Raw genomic sequence first — 23,740 nt, forward strand, 5'->3', positions numbered from 1 at the left:
CCGCGACACCGGCACCCCGTGGCCCGGTGGCGAAGCGTGCGACACGCTTCCCCGCCGGGCCACCCGCGTTCCCCTCCGGCCCGGCCCTCCACCGGGCCACACGCCTTCCCCACCGGGCCGCACACTGTCCCGCCGGGCCTCGCCTGTCCCCGCCGGGCCTCGCCGGTCCCCGTCGGGGCGAGCCCGCCTCGTACGTGCCGGCTCCTACCGGGGCTCCGGAGCCGGTGCGGGAGCCGTGGGCGCCGGGATCGGGTTCCGGCGGGGCTCCGGCCCGGGTGGCGGGGTCTCGGGGCACACCGAGGGGGGGGACGTGGCGCCGGGGGCGAGCGGGTGGCTGAAGACGCCGGCGCGGGCCGCCTCGAAGGTGGCGGCGGCGGTCGTCTCGGCGAGGTGCTGGTCGATGTCGCCGCGCGAGATCAGCAGCCGGTAGTAGAAGGGCGCGCCGAGGGCGGCGATCACCCCCTCGGTGTCGGTGTCCCGGGGCAGTTCGCCGCGCTCGACGGCCCGGTGGACCAGCGCGGCGGCCTGGCAGCGGCGGTCCTGGAAGAAGTCGCGCAGCATCGTGGCGGCGTCGGGGTGGCGGACGGCCGCGACGACGACCGCCTCGATGACGCGACGGTTGCGGGCCGCCCCGTAGAACCGGCCGATCGCGACGGCCAGCGCGCGCAGGTCCGCGCGGAGCGAACCGGTGTCCGGGAGCGTGATCCGGGCGCTCTGCTCGATCATCAACTCGCAGACGATCCGCTCGACGTTGCCCCAGCGGCGGTAGACGGTCGCCAGGTGTACGCCGGCACGTTGGGCGATCTTCTCCATGGTCAGGCCGTTGTAGCCGCCCTCGCCGAGTTCGTCGAAGGTCGCGCCCAGCACGGCCGCGCGAGTACGCGCCGTCCGCCCCCCGGGTCGGACCGTTCCGGGGGTGGGGTCCTCTTCGCTCATGCGCTCCCCAAGTTGCCCTGCACGATCACGGCCCATATTCTCCTAGCCAATCTAACGCGAACGCCCTCGCATTAGATTCGCGTGGCACGCCGTGTGGCAGGGGCCCCACAGGGGAGGACCTCTGCCATGCGGCAGGCTCGCCCCCGCCCGTCGCCGTGCCGCCCGTGCCACCCCGCGCCGCCGGCCCCGCCCTCGCGAGACCACCCGTTCGAGTGGCCCGCGTACCGTGGCCGCCACGACCGGCCTCCCCGTGCCCGACGTGCGCGTGCGCGTCCGGCACGACATCGGCGCCCGCGGGCCGTACGTGTACGTCGTGGCCCGCTTCGCACCGCCCGGGCCCGACGGGTTCGAGCCGCTCAACGCGGTGCCCGCGCGGCGACCGCGCCCGGAGTTCCTGCCCCGGAGTTCCCGCCAGCGCCGCGCGCGGGGCCGCTGGCCGGGCTCGACGGGGTGGCCGCGCTCGTCCTGCTCACCGGCGGCGGCCACCACGCGGCCGACTCCTCCGCGCGCGGATTCCACCGCGCGGGCCGGTGCGCGGGCCGGGCCGCGCTCGTCGGGGCCGGGCTGCCGCCACCGGCCGAGGCGGCCTCCGCCCCGAGACGACCCGGCCGGGCCGTCCGTGGCTGGGCCCCATCCACCGGGCGAGCCGAGGCCGGCGGATCTGAACGACGCCCACGGGACGGCCCATGGGGCGACCCACCAGGCGGGCAGAGCCCGTGGGGCCTGGCCCGGAGTCGCCGGGCCCGCGAGACGGCCCGGGGTCGGCCCGGGTGATCCGCGGGCCGGCCCGAGCCATCCCGGGGCCCGGGGCCGAGGCCGACCCGGGTGACCCCGGACAGGCCCGACCTGACGGAGCGTCACCTGACGGTTTCGCCCGCCCCCTCGGTGGCCCGGCGCACGCCCCCACGCCCTGCGCGTCGGGGCAGCCGGCCCCGGGTGGCGGCCAGGGCCGCGCCGGTGAGCAGCACGCCCGCGCCCGCGACCTGGAGCGGGCCGAAGGACTCGCCGAGGACGAGGGTGGCGCACAGCGTGTTGATGACGGGGACGGTGAACATCATCAGCGAGGCGGTCGCCGGGCCGACCTGCCGCACCCCGCGGTAGTAGAGGACGTTGGCCACGGCCGCCGCGCCGATCGCCAGGTACGCGACGTTCAGCCAGGTACCGACCGGCAGCCGGTCCCACTCGGTGGTGGCCAGGTCGGGCGCCGCCAGCACGCCCAGCAGGACGGCGCCCGCACACGTCGCGTAGGTGGTGGCCCGCAGCGGCGCGATACCGGCCATCACGCGCGGCCCGGCCACCGTGTACGCCGCCCAGCACACCGCGCTGAGCAGGAACAACGCGTCCCCCCACAGCCGTTGGGCGCCACCGCCCGCACCGCCGCCCGCACCCACGAAGAAGACCACCGCCCCGGCCAGCCCGAGCCCGAGGCCCGCGACCCGCCCCAGGTCAGCCCGCTCCCGCCCCGACACCAGCAGGAACGCGCCGGTCAGCACGGGGCTCATGACGGGCACCAGAATCCCGGCATCCAGTGAGGGGGCCAGCGACAGACCCCAGAAGAACAGCCCGTTGTACGCGAAGACCCCCAGCACCCCCGCGGCCATCGCCGGCCACACCCGCCGCGCCGGGACCGGCCCTCGGCCCCGGTCGACGAGTCGAAGGGCCACCAGCAGGGCGAGCGCGCCACCGCCGAAGCGCAGGAAGGCGGCCACCGGGTGCGGCACGTCCCCCACCACCGTCTTGGAGCTGGAGAACGACACCCCCCACAGCACCATGGTCGTCATCAACAGCGAGTACGGGTTGCCGGCGCGCTGACGTGGGTCCATGCCCGGCACTGTGCCGAGCACCGACACCGCCCGCCTTGAACGCTGGTGCGCCCGGCACAATGACCGCATGTCAGACGGGGAGAACCGGGCACGGTACTGGCGGGACGGGGCGCGACCGCTGGAGGCCATGCACGCGCTCTTCCACGACCACGTCTACGCGCCGCACAGCCACGACACGTACTCCTTCGGCATCACCGACGAGGGCGCCCAGCGCTTCCGCTGCCGGGGCGCGGAGCACACCAGCGCCGCCGGCATGGTGATGGCGTTCAACCCCGACGAGGTGCACGACGGACGCGCGGCGGCCGAACTCGGCTACCACTACCGCATCGTGCACATCGGCCCGTCCGTCGTCGCCGACATCCTCGCCGACGCGGCCGACGCCACCGACGCCGGTACGCGCACGATGCCGCTGTTCGCGCGCCCCGTGCTGCGCGACCCGTCGCTGGCCGGCGCGCTGGTCCGGCTGCACGCCGCCCTGTTGGGACCGGCCAGCGCCCTCGCCCGGGAGGAGGCGCTCACCTCGGCGGTGCTGGCGATGACCGGGCGCGGCGCGACCCGTGACCCGCGCGTGCGGGCGCTGGCCGACGGCGGGCAGCGGCGGCGGGCCGCGCGGCGGGCCCGCGCCGTCCTGGACGGGGCGCCGCTGGCCCCCGTCTCGGCGGACCACCTGGCCACGGCGGCCGGGTGCAGCCGCTTCGCCCTCTACCGGGCCTTCCGCGCCGAGTACGGCATGGCGCCCAGCGACTACCAGCGCCTGCTGCGCCTGCGCCACGCGCGATCCCTGCTGACCAGCGGCGCGCCACTGGCCGACGCCGCCACCGGCGCGGGCTTCGCCGACCAGGCGCATCTGCACCGCTGGTTCAAGCGCGCGTACGGCATCACGCCCGGCACCTACCAGCGCGCGGCGAGCTGACCGGGGCCCCGGGGGGCGGGGCACCGGGGCGGGACCGGCGTGGGGCCGGGGTGCCTGGGGCCGGGCGGGGCCGGGGTGCCGGGGCCGGGGTGCCGTTCAGGCCGGGCGGAAGTGGAAGCTCTGGTCGGCGGAGTCGGCGCACGGGACCTGCACGACCTCGGCGCCCCGAGTACGGGGCGGCAGCAGACCCAGGCACTGGCCGCTGTCCACGGGGCGCATCCGGTACCCGCCACGGAACGGCTCCAGGCGGAACTGCATGCGCGCCACATCCGTGCACGCGCCCGGCGACAGCAACTCCTCGCCCTCCTCCGCGCTCGCCGGCTCGTCCACTCCCAGACAGCCCCGGCCGTGCGCCGGGTGATGCCACTGGACGCGGTAGACCGCGCCCCGGACGTGCTCCAGGTAGACCCGGGGCCGGGGCGCCTCGGCGCACGGCAACTGCACGGCGATCTCCCGGTCGGTGCGGTGGTTGCGCTCCCGCCCCTCGGTGACACACAGGGTCGCCGACCCCGCCGGACGCATCGTCACCCACCCACCGGCCAGCGGCGCGTCCCGATCCCCGGGCGGCGCGACGGACTCGTCCGGGGCCGGGCCCGTGCCGTCGGCGCCCGACGGGGCGGCGGCGGTCGCGGTCGGCCCGGTGGCGGTCGCCTCCGGCCTGGTGGCGGGACCGGTCACGGCCGGCGGGACGGGTACCGTCGCGGCCGGAGCCGACGGCGTACCGGCCCCGGCCCCCTCGATCCGCGTCCCGCTCCCGCACCCCACGAGCCCCCACGCGAGCGCCCCGACCACGACGCCCGCACCCACGACACGAGCACCCCGCCACCCGGGCCACCCGAACCGCCCGTCACGCCCGTGGACGGTACGGGCCCCGGGCCGGGCCACGTCCCGCGCACGACCCCCCGGCCGCCCGCGACCCACCTCGCCATCGGGGTCTGATCGGCGGGTCGGAGTCACACCGTCGGCAGGCGTACGCGTCACCGTCGCATCACCACGCACGGTTCCCTCCTCCGTCTCGAAGTCACTCACAGAGCTGACGTAGCGCCATAATCAAGGGAGTTGGTCCAGGGGGACGGCACATGGGATCGGCGCCCGATCCACCCCCGCGCCACCGACGCCCCGCCCGACGCGAGCCGCCCCGCCCTCACCCCCCGCATCCGAAGAGGCCCGAACCGGCCCCCGGGTTGCGTGCCGACATACCCGACCTGAGCACCCGTCGCCGCCACCGGCGTACGCCAACTCGACTGTTCCGTAGGCGACTTCGGGGAAACCTACGGAGTCGAACCGTCCGGACGGGTGTGCCGATGCCCGCCATGACGACGAACGACACGCCGGCCGGCCTGCCGCCGGTCGACTGGCAGCCAGCCGCCCTGCCGCGACTGACCGACCTCGCCGCCGAGGACGACCGGGTACACGCGGTACGCCCACACGGTTCGTCGACGGGCGACGGGCGACCTCGACGCGTGGTCCGACCTCGACATCACGCTGATCACCCCGGACCCGGTGACGGTGGCCGGGGCGTTCACCGAGCGCGTCGGCGAACGCCTGGCGCCGCTGTTCCCGTGCGGGAGGCCGAGCGCGGTGCGGGGGGCGAGTGCGGCGGGCTGGTGGGAGCTGGTTCGTACGAGTCGGTTCGTACGAGTCGGTCCGGGCGAGCCGCCGGTTCGTACGCGGGGGGCCGGGGACGTTTCCGGGCGTGGGCTCGTGGGGCCCGCCACGGGCGCGACCGGCCGGGGCGGGGTGGGGCAGGGCGGGGCGGGGCTCAGCGTGTGGTCAGGACGCCATGAACGGGGCGTCGTCGCGCCACTTGAGGATCTTGTCGAAGCTGACGACGGCGCCGCTGTGGCCGGGGCGGTCGCGGTAGTGGACGCGGTCGGTGAGCTCCTCGATGAGGAACAGGCCCCGCCCGTGTTCGGCGAGGGCCGCCTCGCGGGGCGCGGACTGTCGCGCCGGGCGCGCGGGCGCCTGGCACACCGACTGGGGGGCGCGGGCGGCGTGCGCGGCCAGCGCGCGGGCGGGGCGGCTCCGGGTGAAGCCGGGACCGGAGTCGGTGACCTCGATACGGCAGGTGTCGCCGTCGATGAAGGCCGTCACGCGGTAGTCGGCGGTCGACGCGTCGCCGCCGTGCTCGACGGCGTTGGCACAAGCTTCGGAGAGGGCGAGGGAAAGGTCGTAGGAGACGTCCGGGTCCACACCCGCCGTCTCCATGGCGCCAACCAGAAGGCGCCGGGCGAGGGGCACGCTCGCGGCCTCGCGCCGCAGATGGAGGGACCACCAGATGCTCATGCTCCAGCCTCCCGGTCGCGGCTCGACATATCGATACGTATTGCCTGTCCCCAAGGTCGGTAAGCACCCGTCCGGTGTGACTACCCTCATTCGGCGGATGCGGTTGAGGGCGTAAGCGGTGTAAGGAAACGAGGCGCGAGGCCATCCGTGTGACACGGGTGGCGCCCCCGGCACCCCTCCGGACCCCGCCTCAGGACCGCCCCGACCGCGCGTCCGGGACGGGGCGCACAAGCCGCCCACCGAAGCACACTCCACCCAACGCGTACGCCCCCCACCCGCACGACCCACCCACCCACAGCCCGCCCCACCACGACCCACCCCACCCCCGCCAGCACACTGGCCGACCGCCGCCACCCCCACACCGGTGACCTGCCCCATCACCAACCCACCCCCGCGCCCCACCTCCCGCGTACCGCCCAAGGCCCCACACGCCAGCGCCGCCCGCGCCCGCGCGCATCCGCCCCACGCCTTCACCCGACCCGTACGCGCCCCGCCCACCCCACGCACGGTGGACCGCCACACCCGGCCCACCCACACGCCGGCCCCCGGCACGCCGCACGCCCCACACCGCCCGAGCCCCCGGCTCACGGCCCCCCGCCCACCTGTCGCGCGCCGCGCCACACCCCCCACCACCTCGCGGCGCACCGGCCCGTTCCCCACCGGGCCGCCGGAACACGGACACGCGCACCACCACACCGGCCGTCCCCGTCTACTCGCTCAGCGCCGACTTCGTCCGGCGCGAACACCTCCACACCTCACCAACCCCGCTGCCGCACACACCCACCCCGCCGTACGTCACCGCTCCCACCCGCCCACGTCAGCCCCCACCGAGCGCCGACACCCCCATCCGCACCCGCGCCCCACCTCCCGCGTACGGCCCAGGCCCCGCACACCAACCCCATCCGCACCAGCCAACACCCGGCATCGGCCACCGACCGAACACCAGCCCCCACACCAACGCCCCCCAGCCGCCGCCCGCGTACATCCGCCCCGCGCCAGCGCCTCCGGCCACGCCCCGCGCCCGCCCGAGCACGGCCCCCGGCCGAGCGCCAGCACCCCCACCCCCGCCAGCACACCAGCCGACCGCCGCCACCCCCACGCCGGTGACCTGCCCCATCACCAACCCACCCCCGCCCCACGCCAGCACCCACGTACTCCTCGGCCGACCCGGTACCCGCCCCAGACCACGCGCCCCAACCACACGCCACCCCAGCCGAGCGCCAGCACCGTCCCCACACCCCGGCCGTACGCCGGTGCCCCACCGCTCCAGCCGTGCGCCAGCACCCACCCCCCGCCACACGCCAACACGCGCGTACCCCTCGCTCGACCAGGCACCGGCTCCAGGCGCCACCCCACCCGTGCGCCACCGCCCCACACCCACCCAGCCCCGGCACCAACACCCCGCCACACGCCAACACGCGCGCACCTCTCGCCCGCCCAAGTACCCGCCCCAGGCCACACGCCAGCACCCGCACCCGCACCCGCACCCGCACCCGCACCCACCGAGCTCCAGCACCACGCCCACACCCCGGCCGTGCGCCAACACCCGCCTCCCAAACACGCACCACCCCAGCCGTGCGCCAGCCCCCCCCCGGCCGGGCGCCAGCACCACACCAGCCCTCCCCCGCCCCGGCCGAGCGCCAGCACCCGGCCCCATCGCGCGCCCCCCGGCCGAGCGCCAGCACCCCGCCCCATCGCCCGCCACCCCGGTCGAGCGCCAGCACCACGAACCACCACACCCGCCCCAGCCGAGCGCCAGCACCCAGCCAAGCCGTGCGCCAGCACCCCCCACCCCAGCCGTGAGCCAGCACCCCCCACCCCAGCCGTGCGCCAGCACCCCCCTCCCACGCCTCGGCCAAGCGCCAGCGTCCCGTGGGCCGATCGGGGAAACCTCGGGCGGGGCGGACCCCTGCCGTGGGTGGGGGTTTTGGCCGGTGGGATGATGTCGCAGCCATGTCGTGCCGCACGTCGTTCCGTCTTCATCCCTCGGGGAGCTCCTCGCTCCGGGGGCGGGCGGTGCGTGCCGGCGTGGGGTTGCGGCTGGTGCGGGCCGCGTTCTTCACCACCGTGTGTGTCGCGCTGACCGCCGGCGGGCACGTGCTGGCCTCCTGTGCGTCGGTGCCGGCGTGGACGTTGGGCGTGGCGTGGCTGGTGACGTTCGCGGTGGTGGCGCCGCTGGCGGGGCGACGGCGTTCGTTGCCGGGGATCGCGGCCGGACTCGCGGCCGGGCAACTCGTCCTGCACTCCCTGTTCGCGCTGGCGCAGCGCGGCGTGGCCGGGCTGCCGGCCGTCGGGCACGCGCACACGCACGCCGAGGGCGCGCCGAGCCTGCCGCCCGGTGTGCTGGCCGGCAGCGCGGACGCCCGGCTGATCACCCTGGCATCGCGGCTGGTCTGTGACGAGCCGGGCGGGCTCTCGGTGCCGATGGCGCGGCGGATCGTGAACGACTCCGGGCTGGACCCCGAGCAGCACGCGCAGGCCGGCGCGGGTGCGGTGGTCGCCGCGCGGCACGGGTCCGGGTCGGTCGTCGAGGCCGTGCTGCCCTCGCTGCCCATGCTGCTCGGCCACCTGCTGGCCGCGCTCGCGGCGGGCTGGTTGTTGCGGCGCGGCGACGCCGCCCTGTGGCGGCTCGTCGCGCTGTCCGCCGCGCCGGCCCGCGAGGTCGCCGACGTGGCACTGGTCCGCACCCTGCGAGCCGCGTTCGCGCTGGTGGGCGCGGTGTGCGCGGGGCTGGTCGGCGCGGGCGCCGAGCCCCGCCCGGGGGTGGCCCGCGCCCAGGGCGGCACGCCCGCGCGGCCCCAGGTCCTCGCCCTGCACCACGCCGTGACCCGGCGTGGGCCGCCGCGCTACGACCTGGCGGCCTGACGCGACGCGACCTCTCCGGCTCGGCCGGGGCGGCGGCGCGCGGTCGCTCTTCGCCGTGCTCGCCTTCCCGCAACGCCCCAGGAGATCTCGTCATGAACACCTCGCACCCGACCCCCGCCACCCCGGCCCGTCCCGCTCCCGCCGCGCACCAGGACCGTTCCGCGCGCCGCGTGGGCGGCGCGGGGCGGCGGCTGGCCGTCGCGGGCACGCTCGCGGCCGGCGTCGTCCTGCTGTCCTCGGCCCCGGCCCTGGCGCACGTCAGCGTGCAGCCGGGGGAGGCCGAACAGGGCGGCTACGCGACGATCAACTTCAAGGTGCCCAACGAACGCGACGACGCCTCGACCGTGAAGCTGGAGGTCGCCTTCCCGCTGGACCAGCCGATGTCGTCCGTCATGCCGCAGCCCGTGCCCGGCTGGCAGGTCAAGGTCACCAAGGCCACGCTCGACAAGCCGCTGGAGTCGCACGGCAAGAAGATCACCGAGGCGGTCAACAAGGTCACCTGGACCGCCGACGGCGACGACAAGGGCGTTCAGCCGGGCCAGTTCCAGCAGTTCCCGCTGTCGGTGGGCCAGCTCCCGAAGGCCGACCAGATGGTCTTCAAGGCGCTGCAGACGTACTCCGACAAGGAGGTCGTGCGCTGGATCGAGGAGCCCAAGGAGGGCGCCCCGGAGCCGGAGTCGCCCGCCCCGGTGCTCAAGCTCGTCGCGGCGCCGGCCGCCGACGGCGCCGCCCCGGACGCCGCGTCCGGGCAGCGGAAGGACGGCGACGGCACGACGGCCACGGCGACGAAGGCCGACGACGACAGCGACACCACCGCCCGGGTCCTGGGTGGTATCGGCATCGCGGCCGGTGTCGCGGGTGTGGCCTTCGGTGTCCTCGCCGGCCGCCGCCGCTCGTCCTGACGGCCGCCGACCCGACCGGCCACCGCGGCCGACCAGCCCGCCGACTGACCGCCGCACCGACCCCGCGCCCGGCCACCGCCGCGCGCGGGCGGGCCGCCAGCCCTCCGTGGGAGCCGCACATCCGTCACGGGCGGGCCGCCAGCCCCCCGTACCCGGTCGCCGGGGCCGCGCGCCGGCGGGCCGCCAGCCCGCCGGGTGACCGCCCGGCGCCCCCACCCACCCCTCGACCGGCCCGCGTCCCCTCTCCCGGCCGCGGCCGACTCCACCACCCTCCCGTACCAGCACCCTTTGGAGCAGACTCCATGCGTAGCAAGACCGCGGGCGCCGCCCTCGCCACCGTCGCCGCGCTCAGCCTCACCCTCGCCGCCTGTGGCGGGGGCGACTCGGACGACAAGGGCGTCGCCACCGTCAAGACCTCGCCCTCCGTCAAGGACAAGGGCGCGATCGTCCTCGACACCCCGAAGCCCAAGCCCGACCTGGTGCTCACCGACACCGACGGGAAGAAGTTCGACCTGATCGAGCGGACCAAGGGCAAGCCGACCCTGGTCTACTTCGGCTACACCTACTGCCCCGACGTGTGCTCGATGGTGATGAGCAACGTCGCCCTGGCCAAGGCCAAGCTGCCCAAGGCCGACCAGGACAACCTGCAGGTCGTGTTCGTGACCACCGACCCCGACCGGGACACCCCGAAGCGCATGCGCAGCTGGCTCGACGGGCAGGGCGGAAAGTCGTTCACCGGTCTGACCGGCGACATCGAGACCATCCAGGCCGCCGCGAAGCCGCTCGGCATCTTCATCGAGAAGCCGAAGAAGGAGAAGGACGGCTCGATCACGGTCAACCACGGCGCGGAGGTCATCGGCTTCTCGCCCAAGGACGACCAGGGCCACTGGCTGTACATGACCGAGACCACCACCACGGCCTACAGCCGGGAGCTGCCGAGCATCGTGAAGGGGCAGAACCCGTGACCCGCGCGCCCGAGGGCCCCGACCGACCACAGGGCCCCCGCGCGCGCCGGGTGTCGAAGACGTCGCTGGCCGCCGCCGCCTCGCTCGCGCTCGGGCTGGGCGGGGTGGCGCTGACCGCGTGTGGCGCGGACGACGACGCGAAGGGCGGCAGCCCGAGGCTGGCCGTCTCCGGCGCGTACCTGCCGCAGCCGCCGACCCCGGACATCGCGGCCGGCTATCTGAGCGTGCGCAACTCCGGCGGCGACGCCGACCGGCTCACCTCGGTGACCACGGCGCTCTCCGACACCGTGACCATGCACACCACCCAGGGCTCGGCCATGCGCAAGGTGACCGGGTTCGAGGTGCCGGCGGGCGGCGAACTCACCCTCGCCCGTGGTGGCGACCACCTGATGCTGGAGAAGCTCACCCGCCAGCCGAAGGTGGGCGAGACCGTCACGCTGACCCTGCACTTCGCCTCGTCCCCGGCGATCGAGGTCCGGGTTCCGGTCAAGCCGACGTCGTACCAGCCCGAGGACTGACCATGCCCGCGACCCCCGCCCCCGCCCCCGCCCCGGCCGTCCACCGGCCGGGGCCCGCGCGCGCCGACCGCTGGTCGTGCTCGGCACGCTGCTCGCGGCGCTGCTGTGCGCGCTCGGCCTCGGCGCGTCCCCGGCCGCCGCGCACGCCGCGCTGACCGGGACCGATCCCGCGAAGGACACGGTGCTGCGGGAGGCGCCCGACCGCGTCACGCTCACCTTCTCGGAGGGCGTGCTGCTCTCGGACGACTCGGTGCGGGTCCTCGACCCGCGGGGGGCGCGGGTGGACACCGGCAAGCCGGCACACGTGGCCGGCGCATCGTCCACGGCCTCCGTGGCCCTGCGGCCCGGTCTGCCGCGGGGCACGTTCACGGTGGCCTGGCAGGCGGTCTCGGAGGACAGCCACCCGGTGGGCGGCGCGTTCACCTTCTCCGTCGGCGCGCCGTCCAAGACCTCCGTCACGCTGCCGAGCGCCGAGCCCGACGCCACGGTCTCGGCGCTCTACGGCATCGGCCGGTACGCGGCGTACGCCGGGTTCGTGCTGCTGGTGGGCGCGTGCGTGTTCGCCGGGCGCTGCCACTCCTCGCGCGCCGTGCAGCGGGTCGCGGCCACCGGCTGGGTGACGCTGTTCGCCGCCACGCTCGCGCTGTTGCTGCTGCGTGGCCCCTACGCCAGCAACGGCCGGGGGCTGGGCGCCGCGTTCGATCTCGGCCTGCTGCGGGACGTGCTCGACACCAAGCCGGGCACGGCGCTGCTCTACCGGCTGCTGCTGTTGGCCGCGGCGGCGGTGTGCATGGCGGTGCTCTTCGGTTCGTACGCGCCCACCGGCGACGGCCCGGGCCCGAACGGCCGGGGCGCGCGGCCGGCCGCCGGGGGCCTGTCCCGCCCCGGGGCCGCGTCCAGGGCCGGTGCGGGGCGGGCCGGGCGGCCCGAACTGGCGTGGGCCGTCGGCGTCGGGGGCGCCCTGGTCGCCGGTGGGCTGGCGGCCACCTGGGCGCTGGCCGAGCACGCGTCGGTGGGCATCCAGAAGTCGCTGGCGGTGCCGGTGGACGTGCTGCACCTGCTGGCCGTCGCCGTGTGGCTGGGCGGCCTGACCGCCCTGCTGGTCGCGCTGCGGACCGAGACGCGGCTGCCCCGGCGCGCGGTGCGGCGCTTCTCGCGGCTGGCGTTCGCCTCGGTGGTGGTGCTCGCGGCCACCGGGCTCTACCAGTCGTGGCGTCAGGTCGGCTCCTGGCACGCGCTGACCGACACCTCCTACGGGCGCTGGCTGCTGGTCAAGGTCGGGCTCGTGGCGCTGCTGGTCGGGGTGGCCTGGTTCTCCCGCCGCTGGACCGCTCGACTCGACGCGGCGCCCGCCAAGCGCGAGAGCCCCGCCCCGGGCAGGGCCCCCGGCCGGGGCCAGGAGCGGGCGGAGCCCGACCCCGGGGCCCGGCCCCCGGCGCGGGCCGCCGCCGCGACGGAGGCCGGCCCCAAAGCCACCGGCCAGGGCGCGCCGGCCAACAAGCGGGGCCGGGACGCCCAGCTCGCCCGGCAGCGGGCGGCCGTCCACGCGACCCGCACCCGCCGCGAGCGCGACGCGGACCCGGCCCGCCGCGAGCTGCGCCGCTCGGTGGCGGTCGAGACCGCCATCGCCGTCGTGCTGCTGGCGGTCACCACCGTGCTCACCGGCACCCAGCCGGGCCGCGCGCAGACCGAACAGGACGCGGCGGGCCCGGCCGCCACCTCGGGGCCGCTGACCGTACGCGTCCCGTACGACACCGGGGGCCCGGCCGGGCGCGGCACCGTCGAGGTGACGTTGGACCCGGGGCGCGCGGGCGACAACACCTTCCACGCCTATCTCACCAACCCCGCCGGAAAGCCCGCCGACGTCCCCGAACTCAAGGCGTCCCTCACGCTCCAGGAGCGCGGCATCGGCCCGCTCGGGGTGTCCCTGAACCGCGTCTCGGCGGGCCACTGGAGCGCGACCGGCGTCCAACTCCCCATGCCAGGCGACTGGCAGCTCTCCCTGACCGTACGCACCTCCGACATCGACCAGGTGACGGAGACCGACACCGTGAAGGTCGGACCATGACCCAGGACTCCCTCTCCCGCCGCCGACTGCTGGGCACCGCCGGCGCGGCGGGCGCGGCCGGCCTCGTCGCCGGTGGCGCGAGCGCCGTCGCGGCGGACCGCGCGACCCGCGACGACACCGAGACCACCGCGCTGACCAGCATCGGCACCTCCACCGTGGCCTTCGACGGCGAGCCGCGCGCACACGGCACCCCGCAGGCCGGCATCCTCACCCCGCACCAGGTCCACGGCCACCTCGTCGCCTTCGACCTCGCCCCGGGCACCGACCGCAAGGCCGCCGCCGCGCTGCTGCGCCGCTGGACCCAGACGGCGCGGCGACTGGCCCGGGGCCGCCGGGTGGAGGGCGAGGCCACCGGCGTCGCCCTGGACGCGGGCCCCTCCTCGCTCACCGTCACCATGGGCTTCGGCCGTGCCTTCTTCGGCAAGGTGGGGCTGACGGCCCAACTGCCGGAGGCGCTCGCCCCGTTGCCCGACTTCTCCGCCGACGTGCTCGACAAGGCCCGCAGCGACGGCGACCTGTGGCTCCAGATCGGCGCCGACGACGGCCTGGTCGCCTTCGACGCGCTGCGCACCCTGCACCGCGTGGCCGGCGAGGTGGTGCGCGTGCGCTGGCAGATGACCGGCTTCAACCGCACCCCGGGCGCCACCGACCAGCCGCGCACCACCCGCAACCTGATGGGTCAGGTGGACGGCACCAACAACCCCAAGCCCGAGGAGGACGACTTCGACACCCGTGTCTTCGTGCCCAGGGGCGGCGACGCGACCTCCCCGGAGTGGATGGCCGGCGGCTCGTACGCGGTCGTGCGCCGCATCCGCATGCTCCTGGACACCTGGGACCACCTCTCGCTCGACCAGCAGGAGCGGGTGATCGGCCGCCGCAAGGCGGACGGCGCGCCGCTCTCGGGCGGCACCGAGACCACGCCCGTGGACCTGGAGAAGTTCAACGGGGACGGTTCGGTCGCCATCCGTGGCGACGCGCACGTGCGGGTCGCGGCGCCGGAGTCCAACCAGGGCGCGGCGATGCTGCGCCGCCCGTACTCGTACCACGACGGCTTCCGCGAGGACGGGCAGCCGGACGCCGGGCTGCTGTTCGTCGCCTGGCAGGCCGACCCGATGCGGGGCTTCGTCCCGGTCCAGCGCAAGCTCGACCGGGGCGACGGCCTCTCCCGCTTCCTGCGCCACGAGGCCAGCGGCCTGTTCGCGGTCCCGGCGGCGGCCACACCGGACGGGTACGTGGGCCAGCCGCTGCTGGAGGGCTGAGCCCGACCCGCCGGGCGCGGGGAGGCGGCGCGCCGCCCCACGCCGGGCGGTGCGCGGTGGCCGGGCCGCTCAGGGCGGGCAGGCCCGGCCACCGGGTTCGCGCGGGGCCGGGGCCGCCCCCCAAGCGGTGCGGCCCCGGCGCCCGCCGCTCGGGGGCGGCCGCTCAGCCGGTGGCGGGGCGCACCTGGTCGGCCGCGTAGTACGCCACCAGCTCCGGCGCCAGCGGGGGCACGGTGAAGGGCGTGCCGCCCGCGCGCAGCGAGCGGGTGGCCAGTTCGCCGGCGGCCACGCTCATCCGGGCGGCCACCGGGGAGGTGTCGGTGGCGCCGCCCTCGCGCGCGAAGCGGCAGAACTCCTCGACGATGCGCCCGTCCGCGCCGCCGTGCGAGCCCTTGGCCTCGGGGACGCGGAACTCCGCGTCGCCGCCCGCCCGGTAGCCCGAGGGGCCGGTGTTCCACAGCCGGACCAGGTCGCCGGGGCCGTCGCCGAAGTTCTCGATGCGACCCTCGGTGCCGATGACGGTGTAGTTGCGGAAGTAGTCGGGGCTGAAGTGGCACTGCTGGTAGGCGGCGATGACGCCGTTGTCCAGCCGCATGTTCATCACCGACACGTCCTCGACGTCCACGACGTGGTGCAGGTCGCGGCGCGCGGTCGGCGGCCAGTCGAACTCGCGCAGCCAGCCGTCCGGGCGCGGGGTGTCCGGCTCGCGGCGCGGCAGGTCGCCGTAGACCATCAGGTCGCCCAGCGCGTTGACCCGCTCGGTGTAGCCGCCGGCCAGCCAGTGCACCACGTCGATGTCGTGCGCCGCCTTCTGGAGCAGCAGCCCCGTGGTACGCCGCCGGTCGGCGTGCCAGTCCTTGAAGTAGTAGTCCCCGCCGTACGAGACGAAGTGGCGCACCCACACGGTCTTGGGCTCGCCGATGTCGCCGCGCGCGATCAGGTCGCGCATCAGCCGCACCACGCCCATGTGCCGCATGTTGTGGCCGACGTAGAGCCGGGTGCCGCTGTCGTAGCCGGCGCGCAGGATCGCGTCGCACTGCTCGACGGTGATGCCCAGCGGCTTCTCCACGTACGCCGGCTTGCCCGCGCCCAGCGCCGCGACGGCGACGGCCTCGTGGGTGTCGTCGGGGGTGGCGACGATGACCGCGTCGATGCCCGGGTCGTCCAGGAGCGCGCGGTAGTCCGCGACGGCCCGCGCGCCCTCGAACCGCTCGGGCACCTTCGCGCGCACGGCCGCGTCGGTGTCGGCCACGGCGGCCACGACGCTGCCCCGGCCGGGCCGGTGCGCGGCGACGGCCAGGTTGGCGCGCAGCCCCAGACCGATCACGCCGATGCGCAGGTCTTCCATGTCTGTCATCCCTTCGTCCCTTCGTCCTTCGTCGACCGGCGCGCCCCGGCACCTCGGGGGGCGCCGGCGCGCACGGGCCGCTCTCCCGGTGCGGTGGCCGCCGCGCCCCGCCGCGCTCCCCCTACTTGCCCTTCTTCGCCTTCTTCTCGCTGGCCAGCGACTGCTCGTACTCCTTGCGGATGCGGTCGCCGCCGCCCGAACGCCAGCTCCTGACCAGCCCGTCGAAGTCGGAGAGCGACTTGCGGCCGGCGATGATGTCGAGCACGCCGTCGTTGAGGGCCTTGGACAGGGACGCGCCCTTGTCGGCGTTGGTGTCGGAGTAGTGGCCGATGACCGGGCTGGCCTGGCCGATCTTGAGGAGTTCCTGCTGCCAGCCGTGGATGCGCCGGGTCAGGTCGGGCTTGCCCGGCAGGTAGAGGTACTCGGGGGCGTTGGCGAGGAAGGCCAGCGGCATGGCGGTGGTCAGGGCCTCGGCGCTGCCCTTCTCGGTCAGCTCGACGTCGCCGGCGCCGGTGCGCCGGTGGTGGGTGCCCTCGATGCCGTTCTCCAGGAACAGCCGCTCCTCGGTGCCGAACGGGGCGGCCAGGTAGTCGAGCACGCCCAGCAGGGTGGGGATGCGTTCCTTGTCGACGCCCTCGCTGATGGCGGTGAAGCCGACCGAGCCGGCGCCGAAGTCGAAGTGCGCGGTGACCCCGGGCTTGGCGGCGAACGGCACGATGACGCCGAACGGGAAGTCGTACGTCTTCACGTCCACCAGGAACGAGGGGAAGGACTGGACGTAGGCGCCGAGGGTGCCCTGGGCCATCTTCTCGCGGGTGGTGGTCAGGTTCGGGTCCGGCCAGAACAGTCCGGCCTCGAACACCTTGACCGCGAATTCGAGGGCCTCACGGTATTCGTCGGTCTCGTGTCGGGCGGTGAGCTTCCCGTCGTCAAGGCGCCAGCTCGACGGCGCCCCGAACCACTGCGCGAACATGTTGTGCGCGTTGACGTACGCCGGTTCCAGCACGTACTTCTTGCGCCGGGTGTCCAGGAGTTCCTTGCCCTTGTCGAGAAAGTCCTGGGCGCTGGAGAAGGTGGCGCCGCCGACCGGCTTCCAGAAGTCCTCGTTGATGACGTAGATCTGCCCCATGCGCCCGTACGCGACGGGCACTCCGGCGATCTTCCCGTTGATGACGGCCGTCTTCCACGCGTAGTCGGGAAGATTGGCGAGATTGGGGTACTTCTTGACGGCGTCGCCCGACAGGTGCGAGGTCAGGTCGTGGAACTTGGCCTGCAGGAGTTGCGGCACCTTGCGCAGTCCCTGGTTGGGCGGGAACCACACGAGATCGGGAATGTCACCGCTGGCGATGATGGCGTTGAACTTCGTCAGATAGGCGTCGGCGCCGCTGTCCACGACGATGTTCATCTTGAGCTCGGAGCCGAGTCGTCTGTTCAGCTCCTTCCAGTAGCCGTTGCGGCCCATGGCGGGTGCCGGCGTGGTGAACGTCTCGGTCAGCGCGCTGATCGTCTCGCCGTCGCCGGGCGGCTTGGCCACCGAGCGCACCAGCTTCTTCGGGTAGCGCAGGTACGCCGCGTCCAGGCCCTCGGCGCTGCCCGCCAGGTCGGCCGGCGCGACGTTGGCCGGCACGTACGTGGGCAGCTTGACCTTGCGGAATCCCTCGGCGCCCTTACCGGTGGCGGTCGTCCCGGCCCCGCAGCCGGTGAGCGTGCCGAGCCCGGTGACCGCGATGCCGGCGGCGCCGGCCACGCCGAGGAAGCGGCGCCGGTCGAGCCGGTTCAGGGCGGCGAAGGTGCCCTGGTGCGCGTCTCGCGACTCCTGCCGACCAACTGCCTGCACGCTGTTCACCTGCTGTCTGTCGGTGTGCTGAGGGGACATGGGGAGTTCTCCTGACGGGCCGGACGTGAGGGTGCGGTCACAGGTGCCGCGACGACAGGGGCGACGGGCTTTCTCAGCCCTTGACCGCGCCGGTGAGCACGCCCTTCGCGAAGTACTTCTGGAGGAAGGGGTACACGCTCAGAATGGGAATGAGCGCGAGGATGAGCACGGCCATCTGGAGGGAGATGGACGGCGGAAGCTGGCTGACGCCCAACGCCTTGGCGTTGATGCTCTCGCCCTGCACGACGTAGGAGCGCAGGACGACCTGGAGCGGGTACTTGCCGGAGTCGTTGAGGAAGAGCAGCGCGTTGAAGAAGCTGTTCCAGTAGCTGACGCCGTAGAACAGGCCGACGACCGCGATGACCGCCTTGGACAGCGGCAGCACGACCCGGCACAGAATGGTCAGTTCGCCGGCGCCGTCCAGGCGCGCCGCCTCGTACAGCTCGGTCGGAATTCCCTGGAAGAACGCCCGGACGACGATGACGTTGAAGACGTTCAACAACACCGGCAGGACCAGTGAGGCGTAACTGTCCAGCATGCCGAATTCCTGCACCACCAGATAGGTGGGAATGATGCCGGGCGTGAACAGGAACGTGCCGAGGACCAGCAGCAGGATCGGCTTCCCGCCGACCATGCCGGGCCGGGACAGGCCGTAGGCCAGGGCGACGGTGCAGATCACGCTCAGGGCCGTGCCGACCACCGTGACCCCGATGCTGACCATCGCGGCCCGGGTCACCACGCCGCCCTGGAGGAGCACGTTGTACGCCTCGAACGTCGGGTGCTCGGGGATGAGCACGTAGCCGCCGTTGGCGTCGAGTTCCTCCTGGCCGGCCAGGCTGGTGCCGAGCGCGAGCAGGAAGGGGTAGCCGACGGCCACCACGATCAGGATCAGGGCGATCGCCTTGGCGCCCTGGCCGTACCAGGTGGGCCGCTCCATCCACGGCGGGCGCTCGGGGCGCGGCCGGCGGCGGAGGCGGGGGGTGCCGGGGCGCCGGTCGGCGGGGGGCTTGCGCGGGGACAGCAGCGAGGTGGTCACTTGTACACTCCCTGCTCGCCGAAGCGGTGGGCCAGCTTGTTCGCGGCGAGGATCAGCACCAGGCCGATCACGCCCTTCATCAGTCCGGCGGCCGTGCTCATGCCCCAGTCACCGTCCACGACGCCGTGGAAGTAGACGTAGGTGTCGAGGACTTCGGACGCCTCGGCGCCCACCGCCTCCCGCTGGAGCAGCATCTGCTCGAAGCCGACGTTGAGGATGTCGCCCAGGCGCAGGATCAGCAGCATGATGATCACCGGCCGGATGCCCGGCAGCGTCACGTGCCACATCCGCCGCCAGGGCCCCGCGCCGTCCATGGCCGCCGACTCGTACTGCGCGGTGTCGATGGAGGCCATCGCGGCCAGGAAGATGATCGCCCCCCAGCCGCAGTCCTTCCAGATCATCTGGGAGGTGACCAGCAGCTTGAACGTGTCGGGGTTGGTCATGATGTTGCCGACGGCGACCCCGTTGTCGTTGAGGAAGCTGCTCACGGTGCCGGTGCCACCGAGCACCTGCTTGAACATCGCCACCACCACGACCCAGGACAGGAAGTGCGGCAGGTAGACCACGGTCTGCACGAAGCGCCGCAACGTCTCGCCGACCAGCGAGTTCAGCAGCAGGGCCAGCGCGATCGGCGCGGGGAAGTACAACAGCAGTTGGAGCGCGGTGATCTCCAACGTGTTGTAGACCGCCGTCCAGAACTCCGGCTGCTCGGTGAGCGCGACGAAGTTCCGCATGCCCACGTACGGGCTGTGCTTGAAGCCCAGGAACGGCTGGTAGTCCTGGAAGGCGATGACGTTGCCGAGCAGCGGCAGGTAGAAGAAGGCCCCGAAGTACGCCACGCCGGGCAGGCACAGTGCCAACAGCACCCGGTCGCGGCGCAGTCGGTGGCGCAGCGGAATGCGACCGGGCTTGCGCTGAGCCCGCCCTCCCTTCGGGCTGGGGGCCGCAGAGGGCGGGGCTTCGTGCTGCGACGTGCCCGGACGGGCAGACGAGGAAACGGAAGCCGTCACATTCACCTCCGGCAGTGAGAGCGAGAGCGGATGCGGGGCAGCCCGCCCGTGGCACGCGGTGAGCGCCGTGCGGGGAGTGCGACTGCCGAGTCCTCGCGGTCGGAGCACGTCGGGGCGCACGGCCGGAAGCCGTACGCGGCGACGTTCACCACGAGGAGGCTTCATCTTGCACGCCACTGCTCGAAGGTGACAAGAGGTGTTCATAAAGTTCTGGAAACGCGCAGAATCACACTCCACTGCGCGTGACCTGGGGCGGTGGTGCCGCCCCAGGCGGGACTCACGCCTGGATGACGGTCACCCCACGCTCCTCGAACCGCTTGGCCTGCTCGGGCGCGTTCGAGTCCGTGACCAGCACGTCGATGGCGCTCACCGGGCAGATCCGGGCGAACGCCTGCTCGCCCAGCTTGGAGCTGTCCGCCACCACCACGAGCTTGCGGGCCTGCCCCGCCAGCAGCGCGTTGATGCTCGCTTCGCCCTCGTCGTGCGCACTGGCGCCGAGTTCGGCGTCCAGCGCCCCCACCCCGATGAACGCGATGTCCAGGCTGATCTCCCGCAGGATGTGCCCGGCCAACGGCCCGATGAGCTCGTACGACTGCGGCATCGCCACCCCGCCGGTGGCCACGATCTTCACGTGCGGGCGGACGGCCAGCTCGTTGGCGATGTTCAGCGCGTTGGTCACGATCGTCACCACCGGCTCGTCGGCCTTGTCCGGGCCGTCCGTCTTCGTGGCGATCGCGCGGGCCACCTCGGTGGTGGTCGTGCCGCCGTTGAGCCCCACCACCATGCCCCGGCTGACCAGGCCGGCGGCGGCCCGACCGATCCGCTCCTTCTCCTCGCCGTGCCGCATGGCCTTGTAGCGCAACGGCAGGTCGTACGCGACGGTGTGCGCCACCGCGCCGCCCCGGGTGCGGGTGAGCAGCCGCTGCTCGGCGAGATGGTCCAGGTCACGGCGGATCGTCGCCGCCGAGACGGCCAGCTCGGCCGCGATGCTGTCCACCTCCAACTGCCGCCGCTCCGCGAGCAGCCCCAGCAGCATGTTGTGCCGTTCGTACCGGTTCACTACACCTCCACCACTTCGCGACCGCGAGTCGGCGGCGCGTGGTTCCGCTGGCGCGGGGCCGTGCGGATCGTCGTTCCTGTCGTCCTGCCATCTGCCGTGCGGCGCCCGCTCCCGTCCGTGCGGCGACACCGCGCGAGAGCCCGTCGAACACCACGCCGCCGCCCGGTGCCGCGCCGCCGCCGGGCAGCGCGCGCCGGGTCCCCGTCGGGTGGTGCCGCCGGTGAGCCGCCGCTGTCGGGTGCCGGGCCCGTGGGACGGGGTGCGCGCGAGGCCGGTGGGCCCCGCCGTACGCGACCGGGCCCGTGGTGGCGCGTACGCGGACACCCGGCACGACACCACCGCGCGACGGTCCCGCGCCTACTGTGCCCCGGCACCGAACACGGTGGCATACGCACCCACCTGGCTGCGCACTCATGAATCTTGGCCCATCAACACAAACAAAAACATCCAAGAGCCCACAGCCGCACGCCGGCCACTCCCGACATGATCGCGCGCCGCCCGCCCCATTGTCCGCACAGGGCACGAAGACCGGCCACGCCGGGGCGACCTCGCGGGGCGGCGGCGGGGCCGGGGCGTGCGTCGTGGGAGTGGGGCGTGCGTCGTGGGGGTGGGGCCACGGCGGGGCTCGGGGGTGGGGACGAGGCTCGTGGGTGGGGCCGGCGTCGCGGCCGGGGGCTGTCGGCCCCGGGCTGGTGGCGGGGGTCGCGGCCGGGGGCCGTGCCCGTGGCTGGTCGCCGGACTCGCGGACGGTGGTGGGGTTCGCGGTCGGGGCCGAACGCGCGGCACCGGTGGGGCTCGTGCCCGCGGGGCCGGGCTCGCAGCTACTGGCCGGGCCGGCGCGTGGCCCGGCTCACGGCCGCCCACGGCATCGGCCCGACCGGCTGCCCCAGAGGGGGCGGGCGGTCGGGCCGAGAGGGTGAAGCGGGAAGCGGGGGGCGGCTGGGCCGATGGTGCCGCCGGAGGCGGGCGGTGCCACGGGGAGCGGGAAGCGTACTGGCCGGGCCCGACGCGCGGGCCCAGCCGGTACGCCGGCGACGGCCGGTACGCCGGTCGCCCGGCCCGTCAGTCGGCCGGTCGGCCGGCCCGTCAGTCGGGTGCCTCGGGCCGGTCAGACCGACGCACCCGGTCACCGCGCGGGTCAGGCCACGGTCGAGATGCAGAAGGGGTGCCCGGCGGGGTCGAGCAGGACCCGCCAGCGGTCGGCGTCCGGCTGGAAGTCGGCCCTGGTCGCGCCCAGGGCGAGCAACCTGGCCTCGGCGGTGTCCAGGTCGTCGACGCCGAAGTCGAGGTGCGCCCGCTTCTCCTGGTCCGGGTCCGGCCAGGTCGGGCGCCGGTAGTCGGCCAGTCGGCTGAAGCCGAGGCCGGGCGCACCCGGCTCGCCCAGCATCACGAAGTCGTCGCCGGAGAAGGCCACCGGCAGACCCGTGACCTCGGCGTAGAAGCGGCCCAGCACGGCGGGGTCGGGGCAGTCGAAGGTGACGGCGGAGTAGCGGAAGGCGGGAGCGGAAGTGGTGTCCGTAGGCATGCCGCAGAGGTTAGGACGTGACCAGGACAGTTCCGGTCCGGGTTATCGCTCCTTCCGTGGCACACTTCGCCGGGTGATCAGTTCTTCCGCCCGGCTGTTGCGCCTGGTCGCGTTGCTGACCGACCGCCCGTCGTGGACCTGCGGCGAGCTGGCCGAACGGCTGGCCGTCACCGATCGCACGGTGCGCCGAGACGTCGCCAGACTGCGGGAGTTGGGGTACGCCGTCGAGTCCGACCCCGGACCGTGGGGCGGCTACCGCCTGCGTCCGGGCACGCGGACGCCGCCGCTGATCCTGGACGACGAGGAGACCCTCGCGGTGGCCGTCGCGCTCCGCGAGGTCGCGCTGGGCGGCACGCTCGGCGGCGACCAGGCGGCGCTGTCCGCGCTGTTGAAGTTGCGCCAGGTGCTGCCGCGACGGGTCGCGGACCGGCTCGGCGCGCTGGACGCCACTCTCGCGCACACCCCCAGGCCCAGCGAACCGCAGGTCGTGGCGGACGTGCTGATGGAGTTGGCCGCCGCGTGCCGGCGGGGCGAACGCGCCCACCTCGCCTACCGGGACCGCCACGGCAGCGCCACCGTCCGGGAGGTGGACCCGTACCGCCTCGTCCACACCGGCCGCCGCTGGTACTTCGTCGCCCGGGACGTCGCCCGGGACCAGTGGCGCACCTTCCGGGCCGACCGCGTCGAGCAGCTGCGTCCCGCCGGCCGACCGGTGGAACTGGGCGATCCGCCCGACCCGGCACGGCTGGTCTCCCACGCGATCGCGGCCCGCCCGTACCCGATGACCGTGACGTTCTGGCTGCCGCTGCCCATGGACCAGGCGCTGCGGCTGATCCCGGCGACCGTCGGCGGCCACCGCGCCGACGGCCCCGACGCCACGATCGTGGACGTCGGCGGACCCGACGCGGACGGCCTGGCCCGCTACCTCCTGCGCCTGTCCACGCCACTGCGCGTGCTCTCCCCCGAGCCCGTACGACAGGCCCTGGTCGCCCTCACGCGCCAACTCCACGAGGACAACGAGCACCCCGTCCCGGACCGGGCCCCCTCCCCCTGACGAACACCCACCCCGCCCCGGCCACCCCGCAGAGGTCCAGCGACCGGCGTCCCTGGCCAGCCTCCGGCACCCGGTCAGCGACCGGCACCCGAGCAGCGCTCGCCGACCGGCGACCGGCGACCGGCGACCGGCGACCGGCGACCGGCGACCGGCGACCGGCGACCAAGGCTCAGCGGCCAGCGGTGGTGGTCGGCCCCGCCCTCGCCCTCCGGAGGAGGGGTCCCGTCGAGGGCGGGGCCGGTCGGGGGGCGGCGGGCGCGAGCGGGCCCGCCGCGCGGGCCGATCGCTCGGACCAG

Annotated in this window: 18 protein-coding genes; 8 read left to right on the plus strand and 10 right to left on the minus strand. The window is 74.8% G+C overall.

Annotated elements, in window-relative coordinates; translation table 11 throughout:
- Positions 1–204: 204 nt before the first annotated feature.
- Positions 205–936, minus strand: a complete 732-nt coding sequence (locus tag ACFVFR_RS06995; RefSeq protein ID WP_383698646.1) for a TetR/AcrR family transcriptional regulator — start codon at positions 934–936, stop codon at positions 205–207.
- A gap of 857 nt (positions 937–1,793) precedes the next feature.
- A complete protein-coding gene (locus ACFVFR_RS07000; RefSeq protein WP_383698647.1) occupies positions 1,794–2,759 on the minus strand; it encodes a DMT family transporter in 966 nt (321 codons plus the stop codon).
- Positions 2,760–2,826: 67 nt separating this feature from the next.
- Here ACFVFR_RS07000 and ACFVFR_RS07005 point away from each other — a divergent pair, with 67 nt between their 5' ends.
- The gene (locus ACFVFR_RS07005) at positions 2,827–3,672 is read left to right on the plus strand and encodes an AraC family transcriptional regulator (protein WP_383698648.1); all 846 of its coding nucleotides are present in this window, start codon (positions 2,827–2,829) and stop codon (positions 3,670–3,672) included.
- Between the two features lie 96 nt (positions 3,673–3,768).
- Here the strand turns inward: ACFVFR_RS07005 and ACFVFR_RS07010 are convergent, their stop codons facing one another.
- Both ACFVFR_RS07010 and ACFVFR_RS07015 read right to left on the minus strand, forming a co-directional pair.
- Positions 3,769–4,350, minus strand: a complete 582-nt coding sequence (locus ACFVFR_RS07010) for an RICIN domain-containing protein (protein ID WP_383698649.1) — start codon at positions 4,348–4,350, stop codon at positions 3,769–3,771.
- Positions 4,351–5,445: 1,095 nt separating this feature from the next.
- A complete protein-coding gene (locus tag ACFVFR_RS07015; RefSeq protein WP_383698650.1) occupies positions 5,446–5,958 on the minus strand; it encodes an ATP-binding protein in 513 nt (170 codons plus the stop codon).
- Positions 5,959–7,974: 2,016 nt separating this feature from the next.
- Here ACFVFR_RS07015 and ACFVFR_RS07020 point away from each other — a divergent pair.
- From ACFVFR_RS07020 to efeB, 6 genes are all read left to right on the plus strand, one after another.
- On the plus strand, positions 7,975–8,823 hold the full coding sequence (locus tag ACFVFR_RS07020; RefSeq protein WP_383698651.1) for a hypothetical protein: 849 nt from the start codon (positions 7,975–7,977) through the stop codon (positions 8,821–8,823).
- A gap of 92 nt (positions 8,824–8,915) precedes the next feature.
- Positions 8,916–9,725, plus strand: a complete 810-nt coding sequence (locus ACFVFR_RS07025; RefSeq protein ID WP_383698652.1) for a YcnI family protein — start codon at positions 8,916–8,918, stop codon at positions 9,723–9,725.
- Between the two features lie 302 nt (positions 9,726–10,027).
- The gene (locus ACFVFR_RS07030) at positions 10,028–10,690 is read left to right on the plus strand and encodes an SCO family protein (RefSeq protein WP_383698653.1); all 663 of its coding nucleotides are present in this window, start codon (positions 10,028–10,030) and stop codon (positions 10,688–10,690) included.
- Positions 10,687–11,208 (plus strand): copper chaperone PCu(A)C, encoded by a 522-nt coding sequence (locus ACFVFR_RS07035; protein WP_383698654.1) that lies wholly within the window; start codon positions 10,687–10,689, stop codon positions 11,206–11,208. Before ACFVFR_RS07030 ends, ACFVFR_RS07035 begins: the two co-directional genes overlap by 4 nt.
- A 70-nt stretch (positions 11,209–11,278) precedes the next feature.
- Positions 11,279–13,276 (plus strand): copper resistance CopC/CopD family protein, encoded by a 1,998-nt coding sequence (locus ACFVFR_RS07040; RefSeq protein ID WP_383698782.1) that lies wholly within the window; start codon positions 11,279–11,281, stop codon positions 13,274–13,276.
- Complete coding sequence (gene efeB, locus ACFVFR_RS07045; RefSeq protein ID WP_383698655.1) at positions 13,273–14,535, plus strand: iron uptake transporter deferrochelatase/peroxidase subunit; 1,263 nt, start codon at positions 13,273–13,275, stop codon at positions 14,533–14,535. The genes ACFVFR_RS07040 and efeB overlap by 4 nt, the downstream gene beginning before the upstream one ends.
- Before the next feature lie 163 nt (positions 14,536–14,698).
- On the opposite strand, the gene ACFVFR_RS07050 is transcribed toward efeB, so the two are convergent.
- From ACFVFR_RS07050 to ACFVFR_RS07075, 6 genes are all read right to left on the minus strand, one after another.
- Positions 14,699–15,883: a Gfo/Idh/MocA family protein gene (locus ACFVFR_RS07050; RefSeq protein WP_383698783.1), complete on the minus strand. Its 1,185-nt coding sequence runs from the start codon at positions 15,881–15,883 to the stop codon at positions 14,699–14,701.
- A 121-nt stretch (positions 15,884–16,004) separates the two neighbouring features.
- The gene (locus tag ACFVFR_RS07055) at positions 16,005–17,759 is read right to left on the minus strand and encodes an extracellular solute-binding protein (RefSeq protein WP_383698656.1); all 1,755 of its coding nucleotides are present in this window, start codon (positions 17,757–17,759) and stop codon (positions 16,005–16,007) included.
- 73 nt (positions 17,760–17,832) lie between these two features.
- Positions 17,833–18,696, minus strand: coding sequence for a carbohydrate ABC transporter permease (locus ACFVFR_RS07060; RefSeq protein WP_383698784.1), 864 nt, complete (start codon positions 18,694–18,696; stop codon positions 17,833–17,835).
- 95 nt (positions 18,697–18,791) lie between these two features.
- The gene (locus tag ACFVFR_RS07065; protein WP_383698657.1) at positions 18,792–19,805 is read right to left on the minus strand and encodes an ABC transporter permease; all 1,014 of its coding nucleotides are present in this window, start codon (positions 19,803–19,805) and stop codon (positions 18,792–18,794) included.
- A gap of 277 nt (positions 19,806–20,082) precedes the next feature.
- On the minus strand, positions 20,083–20,865 hold the full coding sequence (locus ACFVFR_RS07070; RefSeq protein ID WP_383698658.1) for a DeoR/GlpR family DNA-binding transcription regulator: 783 nt from the start codon (positions 20,863–20,865) through the stop codon (positions 20,083–20,085).
- A 1,138-nt stretch (positions 20,866–22,003) separates the two neighbouring features.
- Positions 22,004–22,390, minus strand: coding sequence for a VOC family protein (locus tag ACFVFR_RS07075; protein WP_383698659.1), 387 nt, complete (start codon positions 22,388–22,390; stop codon positions 22,004–22,006).
- Positions 22,391–22,463: 73 nt separating this feature from the next.
- On the opposite strand from ACFVFR_RS07075, the gene ACFVFR_RS07080 reads away from it, so the two are divergent.
- Complete coding sequence (locus ACFVFR_RS07080; RefSeq protein ID WP_383698660.1) at positions 22,464–23,444, plus strand: helix-turn-helix transcriptional regulator; 981 nt, start codon at positions 22,464–22,466, stop codon at positions 23,442–23,444.
- Positions 23,445–23,740 lie beyond the last annotated feature (296 nt).

The sequence above is a fragment of the Streptomyces sp. NPDC057702 genome (assembly GCF_042799315.1).
Lineage (GTDB): Bacteria > Actinomycetota > Actinomycetes > Streptomycetales > Streptomycetaceae > Streptomyces.

Bases quoted from the DNA above. Each gene is read 5' to 3' on its own strand.
- ACFVFR_RS07075 (WP_383698659.1), bottom strand. From the start codon at position 22,390: ATGCCTACGGACACCACTTCCGCTCCCGCCTTCCGCTACTCCGCCGTC.
- ACFVFR_RS07015 (WP_383698650.1), bottom strand. From the start codon at position 5,958: ATGAGCATCTGGTGGTCCCTCCATCTGCGGCGCGAGGCCGCGAGCGTG.
- ACFVFR_RS07060 (WP_383698784.1), bottom strand. From the start codon at position 18,696: ATGGAGCGGCCCACCTGGTACGGCCAGGGCGCCAAGGCGATCGCCCTG.
- efeB (WP_383698655.1), top strand. From the start codon at position 13,273: ATGACCCAGGACTCCCTCTCCCGCCGCCGACTGCTGGGCACCGCCGGC.
- ACFVFR_RS07030 (WP_383698653.1), top strand. From the start codon at position 10,028: ATGCGTAGCAAGACCGCGGGCGCCGCCCTCGCCACCGTCGCCGCGCTC.
- ACFVFR_RS07050 (WP_383698783.1), bottom strand. From the start codon at position 15,883: ATGGAAGACCTGCGCATCGGCGTGATCGGTCTGGGGCTGCGCGCCAAC.
- ACFVFR_RS07055 (WP_383698656.1), bottom strand. From the start codon at position 17,759: ATGTCCCCTCAGCACACCGACAGACAGCAGGTGAACAGCGTGCAGGCA.
- ACFVFR_RS07000 (WP_383698647.1), bottom strand. From the start codon at position 2,759: ATGGACCCACGTCAGCGCGCCGGCAACCCGTACTCGCTGTTGATGACG.
- ACFVFR_RS07005 (WP_383698648.1), top strand. From the start codon at position 2,827: ATGTCAGACGGGGAGAACCGGGCACGGTACTGGCGGGACGGGGCGCGA.
- ACFVFR_RS06995 (WP_383698646.1), bottom strand. From the start codon at position 936: ATGAGCGAAGAGGACCCCACCCCCGGAACGGTCCGACCCGGGGGGCGG.
- ACFVFR_RS07025 (WP_383698652.1), top strand. From the start codon at position 8,916: ATGAACACCTCGCACCCGACCCCCGCCACCCCGGCCCGTCCCGCTCCC.